General features: G+C 72.0%; 6 protein-coding genes and 2 tRNA genes. 7 read left to right on the forward strand and 1 reads right to left on the reverse strand.

Going from position 1 to position 6,091, the window contains the following annotated elements; genetic code table 11:
• Window positions 1–96 precede the first annotated feature (96 nt).
• Window positions 97–1,350, reverse strand: coding sequence for an amidohydrolase family protein (locus C3489_RS37560; RefSeq protein WP_103786621.1), 1,254 nt, complete (start codon window positions 1,348–1,350; stop codon window positions 97–99).
• 254 nt (window positions 1,351–1,604) lie between these two features.
• On the opposite strand from C3489_RS37560, the gene C3489_RS37570 reads away from it, so the two are divergent.
• The 7 genes from C3489_RS37570 (at window position 1,605) to C3489_RS37600 (ending at window position 5,246) form a co-directional block, all read left to right on the forward strand.
• Window positions 1,605–1,677, forward strand: a tRNA-Thr gene (locus C3489_RS37570).
• Window positions 1,678–1,723: 46 nt separating this feature from the next.
• Window positions 1,724–1,796 (forward strand) — tRNA-Met (locus C3489_RS37575).
• Between the two features lie 90 nt (window positions 1,797–1,886).
• The gene (gene rpmG, locus C3489_RS37580) at window positions 1,887–2,051 is read left to right on the forward strand and encodes a 50S ribosomal protein L33 (protein WP_003948671.1); all 165 of its coding nucleotides are present in this window, start codon (window positions 1,887–1,889) and stop codon (window positions 2,049–2,051) included.
• 112 nt (window positions 2,052–2,163) lie between these two features.
• Window positions 2,164–2,619, forward strand: coding sequence for a MaoC family dehydratase N-terminal domain-containing protein (locus C3489_RS37585; RefSeq protein ID WP_103786623.1), 456 nt, complete (start codon window positions 2,164–2,166; stop codon window positions 2,617–2,619).
• A 7-nt stretch (window positions 2,620–2,626) separates the two neighbouring features.
• Window positions 2,627–3,055: a MaoC family dehydratase gene (locus C3489_RS37590; RefSeq protein ID WP_103786624.1), complete on the forward strand. Its 429-nt coding sequence runs from the start codon at window positions 2,627–2,629 to the stop codon at window positions 3,053–3,055.
• Window positions 3,056–3,168: 113 nt separating this feature from the next.
• Window positions 3,169–3,729 carry a TetR/AcrR family transcriptional regulator gene (locus tag C3489_RS37595; RefSeq protein WP_181140001.1) on the forward strand — a complete coding sequence of 187 codons (561 nt, stop codon included), beginning with the start codon at window positions 3,169–3,171 and terminating at the stop codon, window positions 3,727–3,729.
• A gap of 89 nt (window positions 3,730–3,818) precedes the next feature.
• Window positions 3,819–5,246 carry a DHA2 family efflux MFS transporter permease subunit gene (locus C3489_RS37600; protein ID WP_103786625.1) on the forward strand — a complete coding sequence of 476 codons (1,428 nt, stop codon included), beginning with the start codon at window positions 3,819–3,821 and terminating at the stop codon, window positions 5,244–5,246.
• The last annotated feature ends 845 nt before the right edge of the window (window positions 5,247–6,091 follow it).

Raw genomic sequence — 6,091 nt, forward strand, 5'->3', positions numbered from 1 at the left:
CGACGCTGTCACTGTGGGTCGTGCCGGCCGCTGCGGGCGGACACCCCCACCGCGGCCCTTGCCGCCGTACGCGGGTGCCGCTCGTGTGGGGTTCCGTCAGGACAGTTCCGTGCGGCCCTGGCGGGGGAGGCCCAGGTCCAGGGCCGCTGCCGAGTCGCAGAACTCCCGTACCGCGCTGGTCCGGGACACCACGCGGCCCCGGTGCACCACGATCCGGCTGTAGGCCAGGGACAGGGCTTCGGACAGGCGGTCTCCGCGTACGGCCAGCAGCTCGGCCGGGAAGCCCGCCTCCACGCGGACCTCCGGCAGGCCGAGCAGGGCGCGTGCCGACGTGCTGACGGCGTCGTAGGCCTCCTCCGGGCGCAGGCCGTGGCGCGAGGCCAGCAGGTATGCGGCTTCCAGGGGGTCGCCGCGTCCTACGGGGTTGGAGACGTCGCGTAGCGCGCCGCTGCCGGCGGCCACCCGGACGCCGGCGGCGCGCAGCAGTCGTACGGGCGCCGTGTCGCGCCCCTGGGCGCCCCCGCAGCCGCCCTGCGGCACGCATACGACCGCCACGCCCGCCACGGCCAGCTGGTCGGCGGTGCGGGCGGCCGCCTCGGCGGGCAGCCGGGCCAGGCCGCCGCACGGGCCGAGCGTCACGCCGGGGCGCAGCCCGCCCGCCATCGCCGCGAGCCGGGCCAGGCGTGCCGGGTCGGCGGCGTCGGTGTGCAGGTCGACGGGGCAGCCGTGCTCGGAGGCGACCTCCAGGACGGCCTCCACGTAGCCCGTGGGGTCGGGGTCGAGGTCGGGACAGCCGCCCACGACGCAGGCGCCCATCTTCATCGCGTCCCGGAGCATCGCCAGCCCCTCCGCCCCGGCCCGCCCCGTCAGTACGCGTGGCACCGCCACCGCGGTCAGCTCGGCGAGCCCGCGCAGCGCCCGACGCGCCTGCAGTACGGCGCCGAGGGCACCGAGTCCCTGTACGTCGCCCACGCGCACGTGGGCGCGCAGCGCGGTGGCGCCGTGGCCCAGCTGGAGCAGGGCCGCCTCGGTGGCCCGCCGCTGGACGTCCCGGGGGTCGTCGGAGACCGGCCCGTCGCCGTCCGCGGTGAGCGCGGTGTCGGCGTGGGCGTGCGGCTCGGCGGGGGCCGGCAGCAGCACGTAGCCGCGCAGATCCACGCGCGTGCCGCGGCCGTGGGCCTCCGCCGCGAGGCTGCCCGCGGTGCCGACCGCCTCGATGCGCCCGCCGCCCAGCCGTACGTCGACCCGCCGGCCGTCGGTGAGCCGCGCCCCGCACAGCAGCAGGCCGGGGTCGGCCGGTCCCGGCGACGACGGGGTCGGCTGCGGCGGCTGCGGCTGGCTGTCGGGCATCGCGCTCCAGGGGCTCGTCGGACCGCGCGCGGCGGCGCAAGATCACACAGAGTGAGTCGAGCCTAGGGTGACGGCCCGCGCGCGTCAGGGAGGAGCGCAATAGTCGTACCGGTGTGGTCCGTCAGCGAGCGCGTACGGGCGGGGGCCGCAGGGGCCTCTGGGGCCCGTGGGAGGGGGGCGGGGGGCGTCGCGCTCGGGTGGCGGGAATCGGATTTGGGCGAACGGCGGACAACCGTGTAATGTCTTCCTCGCTCGCCCCAATAGCTCAGTCGGCAGAGCGTCTCCATGGTAAGGAGAAGGTCAACGGTTCGATTCCGTTTTGGGGCTCTGGTGAGTGAGGTTCCCGTCGCAAGGCGGGGCCCGATCGCACCGCAGCGGTGTAGCTCAGTCGGTAGAGCAAGCGGCTCATAATCGCTGTGTCACCGGTTCAAGTCCGGTCACCGCTACTCCAAGTAGCCGATTGGTGGGTCGGTCCGTCGATCGGCTACTCTTCATGTGCGTTATTTCTAGTCAACCGTTCGTCAAGGAGCACTCACGTGGCTGCCACCGACGTCCGCCCGAAGATCACGCTGGCCTGCGTGGAGTGCAAGGAGCGGAACTACATCACCAAGAAGAACCGGCGTAACAACCCGGACCGTCTTGAGATGAAGAAGCACTGCCCGCGTTGCAATGCGCACACCGCGCACCGCGAGACGCGATAAATCAGGCTCGTACACGAGGCCGCCCCCGAGAACCTGGGGGGCGGCCTCGCGTCGTTTGGTTCACCGCAACGTTTGTTTTGTCCAAGCAGGCAGGATCAGGAGGTGCCGAGCCATGGCGCTCGACCAGTCCTTCGTGGGGCGGACCTACCCGCCCACCGAGCCCTACGAGGTGGGCCGGGAGAAGATCCGGGAGTTCGCGGAGGCGGTGGGCGACGCCAATCCGGCGTACACCGACCCGGAGGCCGCCAAGCAGCTCGGCCACCCGGATGTGATCGCTCCGCCCACTTTTGTGTTCGCGATCACTTTCAAGGCGGCCCGGCAGGTCATCGCCGACCCGCAGCTCGGCCTGGACTACAGCCGTGTGGTGCACGGCGACCAGAAGTTCGCCTACCGGCGCCCGGTGCGCGCCGGCGACCGGCTCACGGTCACCTCGACGATCGAGGCGATCAAGTCGATGGCCGGCAACGACATCCTGGACGTCCGGGGCGAGGTCCACGACGAGGCCGGTGAGCACGTCGTGACCGCCTGGACCAAGCTCGTGGCCCGCGCGGCGGACGAGGAGGCGTGAGAAGACGATGACTGCGAAGATCGCTTACGACGACGTCGAGGTCGGCACCGAGCTGCCGGCCCAGGCCTTCCCCGTGACCCGCGCCACGCTCGTGCAGTACGCGGGCGCCTCGGGGGACTTCAACCCGATCCACTGGAACGAGAAGTTCGCCAAGGAGGTCGGGCTTCCCGACGTCATCGCGCACGGCATGTTCACCATGGCCGAGGCGATCCGGGTGGTCACCGACTGGGCCGGCGACCCGGCCGCGGTCGTCGAGTACGGCGTCCGCTTCACCAAGCCGGTCGTGGTCCCCAACGACGACCAGGGCGCCACGATCGAGGTCAGCGCCAAGGTGGCCGCCAAGCTCGACGACAACACCGTCCGTGTCGACCTGACGGCGACCAGCGCCGGGCAGAAGGTCCTCGGCATGTCCCGGGCGGTCGTCCGTCTGGCCTGAGCCAGGACGAGATCATCGAGTAAGGGGTGTCCTCCATGGGGGGACGCCCCTTACTGCAATCAATCCCGGGCGACCGCTTGACGTAGTTAGTGATTGAGTACTAACTTAGTCCCATGGTCAGGATGAGCGCAGAAGAGCGGCGTGAGAGCGTCATTCGCGCGGCGACCGCCGAGTTCGCCCGAGGTGGCTACCACGGCACCTCGACGGAGGCGATCGCCAAGCGGGTCGGCGTCTCGCAGCCGTATCTCTTCCGGCTGTTCCCGGGCAAGCGGGCGATCTTCCTCGCGGCGGCCGAACGCTGCGTCGAGGACACCATCCGGACCTTCGAGGAGGCCTCGGAGGGACTGGAAGGGGAAGAGGCCCTGGAGGCCATGGGAAAGGCCTACCGGAGGGTCATCGCCGAGCAGCCCGAGCGGCTGATGATGCAGATGCAGATGTATCTCGCGGTCGCGGCGGCCGAGGCCGAGGGTGATCACGAGTTCGGCGAGGCCGTACGGCAGGGCTGGACGCGGCTGTGGGACACGGTGCACCTGCCCTTCGGTGCCGACGCCCGTCAGACGACGACCTTCATGGCGTACGGCATGCTCATCAACTGCCTGGTGGCGATGGGGTTCCCGGACGACCACCGGGTGTGGGCGGGGCTCAGGGCGCCCGAGGACCAGTCGACGACGTAACGGAAGAGGAAGCGGCCCGCAAGCCGGCGCCGGTTTCCCATGGGCTCGAAACTTAGTGACCAATAACTAACGAACTCTCTGGGGGAGAGATGTCACAACCCACCACCCGGGGCACCGTCTGGGCCCTGGTCATCACCAGCGTCGCCGGATTCATGGCGGCCCTCGACAACCTCGTCGTCACCACCGCGCTGCCCTCCATCCGCGAGGACCTCGGCGGCGCCCTGGGCGACCTCGAATGGACCGTCAGCGCCTACACGCTCACCTTCGCCGTGCTGCTGATGTTCGGCGCGGCCCTCGGCGACCGCTTCGGCCGCCGCCGGCTCTTCCAGGTGGGGGTCACCGTCTTCACCGGCGCCTCCGCCGCCGCGGCCATGGCCCCCGGCATCGGCGCCCTGATCGCGGCCCGCGCGGTGCAGGGGGTCGGCGCGGCGATCATGATGCCGCTCACCCTCACCCTGCTCACGGCCGCCGTGCCCGCCGCCAAACGCGGCATGGCGTACGGCATCTGGGGCGCGGTGAACGGGCTCGCGGTCGCCTCCGGGCCGCTGATCGGGGGCAGCCTGACCGAGCACATCTCCTGGCACTGGATCTTCTGGCTGAACGTCCCCCTCGGCATCGCCCTGCTGCCCCTCGCCCGGCTCCGCCTCGCCGAGTCCTACGGCACCGGTGCGCCGCTCGACATCCCCGGCACGCTGCTCGCCAGCGGCGGCCTCTTCGGGATCGTCTACGGCCTGGTCCGCGGGCCGGCGGACGGCTGGACCAGCAGCCTGGTCCTCCTCGGACTGATCGCGGGCGGCGCGCTCCTGGCCGGGTTCGTGCTGCACGGCACGCGGGCGAAGAACCCGATGCTGCCGATGCGGCTGTTCCGCTCCCGTTCGTTCTCCGGCATCAACGCGGCGAGCATGCTGATGTTCCTCGGTATGTTCGGCTCGATCTTCCTGCTCAGCCAGTACATGCAGGGTGTGCTCGGCTACTCGCCCACGCAGGCGGGGCTGCGCATGCTGCCGTGGACCGGTATGCCGATGCTCGTGGCGCCGATCGCCGGCATCCTGGCCGACCGTATCGGCGGCCGGCCGGTGGTCGCGGTGGGCCTCTTCCTCCAGGCCGCGGGGCTGGGGTACCTGGCGTCGGCGTCGACCGCGGATGCGTCCTACGCCAGCCAGCTGCCGGGTCTGATCATCAGCGGCGTGGGCATGGCGCTGTTCTTCGCCCCGGCCTCGCATCTGGTCATGTCCAGCGTGCGGCCGGCCGAACAGGGGATCGCTTCCGGGGCGAACAACGCGCTGCGGGAGGTCGGGGGTGCGCTCGGCATCGCGATCATGTCGTCGATCTTCTCGGCGCAGGGTGGCTACGAGTCCGGGCAGGCCTTCGTCGACGGCCTGCGGCCGGCGGTGCTCACGGGGGCGGCGGTGGTTGCGCTGGCCGGCGTGGCGGCGCTCCTGATCCCGACGGCCCGCCACGCGATAACCACCCGAACCGCCTCGGAGGACCCCCGAACCCTCGAACCCACAGCCTGACCCAGTGACCCCCCGCCCAGGCGCCCAACGGCAACCTGGGCGGGGGCGTTCCCACGCACCCCGGTTGCTCTACACCCCCGGCGTTTCAGCCGCAGGCTGACTGCAGTGGGCCGGGGGTGGGTGGCGCAACCCGGCGCAACGGGGTGCCGCCCGCGCCCACCCGTGCCGCCCCGGGCGGCACGCATGCCCGCGGCTGGGCGGGACGGAGTGCCCGGTGCTGTGGCTGACCGGGGGTGGGTTTCGCTCACCGGCGCTGGCGGGGTGCCTCCCCCAAGCTCTTCGAGCACGGGGGACCCCCAGCGCCCACCCGTGCCGCCCCAGCGGCACGACTGCCCGCAGCTACGCAGGTATGGCAGCCGCCCGGCGCTGCGCCGCCCGCGGCTACGCGGGGACGGTTGCCGCCCCCGCGCGGCGGCGCGCAGCCAAGCCGATGGCGGCCCGCAGTCGCCCACGGCGGGAAGGGGACGGGGTGGGGGGTGTCCGCCCGCAGCGGCCGGCACCGCCAACGGCACCCGTGTCGGGGACAGTGGGCCGGACCGAGGACGGATACCCCCCACCCCGGCCCCGACCCACCCACCGGACAGAAGGCGCTACACCAGCCACGACGCGACCGCAACGGGCCGCCGCAGGCATTTCAGGGGCGCGGGGAACTGCGCGACCAGCCACGACGCAACCCGCACAGGCCGCCGCAGGCACCCGCGAGCAACCACAACGCAACCCGCACAGGCCGCCGCAGGCAAAGGCGACCAGCCACGACGCAACCCGCACAGGCCGCCGCAGGCAAAGGCGAGTAACCACGACGCAACCCGCACAGGCCGCCGCAGGCAAAGGCGACCAGCCACGAC

The organism is Streptomyces sp. Ru71, from assembly GCF_002920535.1.
GTDB lineage: Bacteria > Actinomycetota > Actinomycetes > Streptomycetales > Streptomycetaceae > Streptomyces.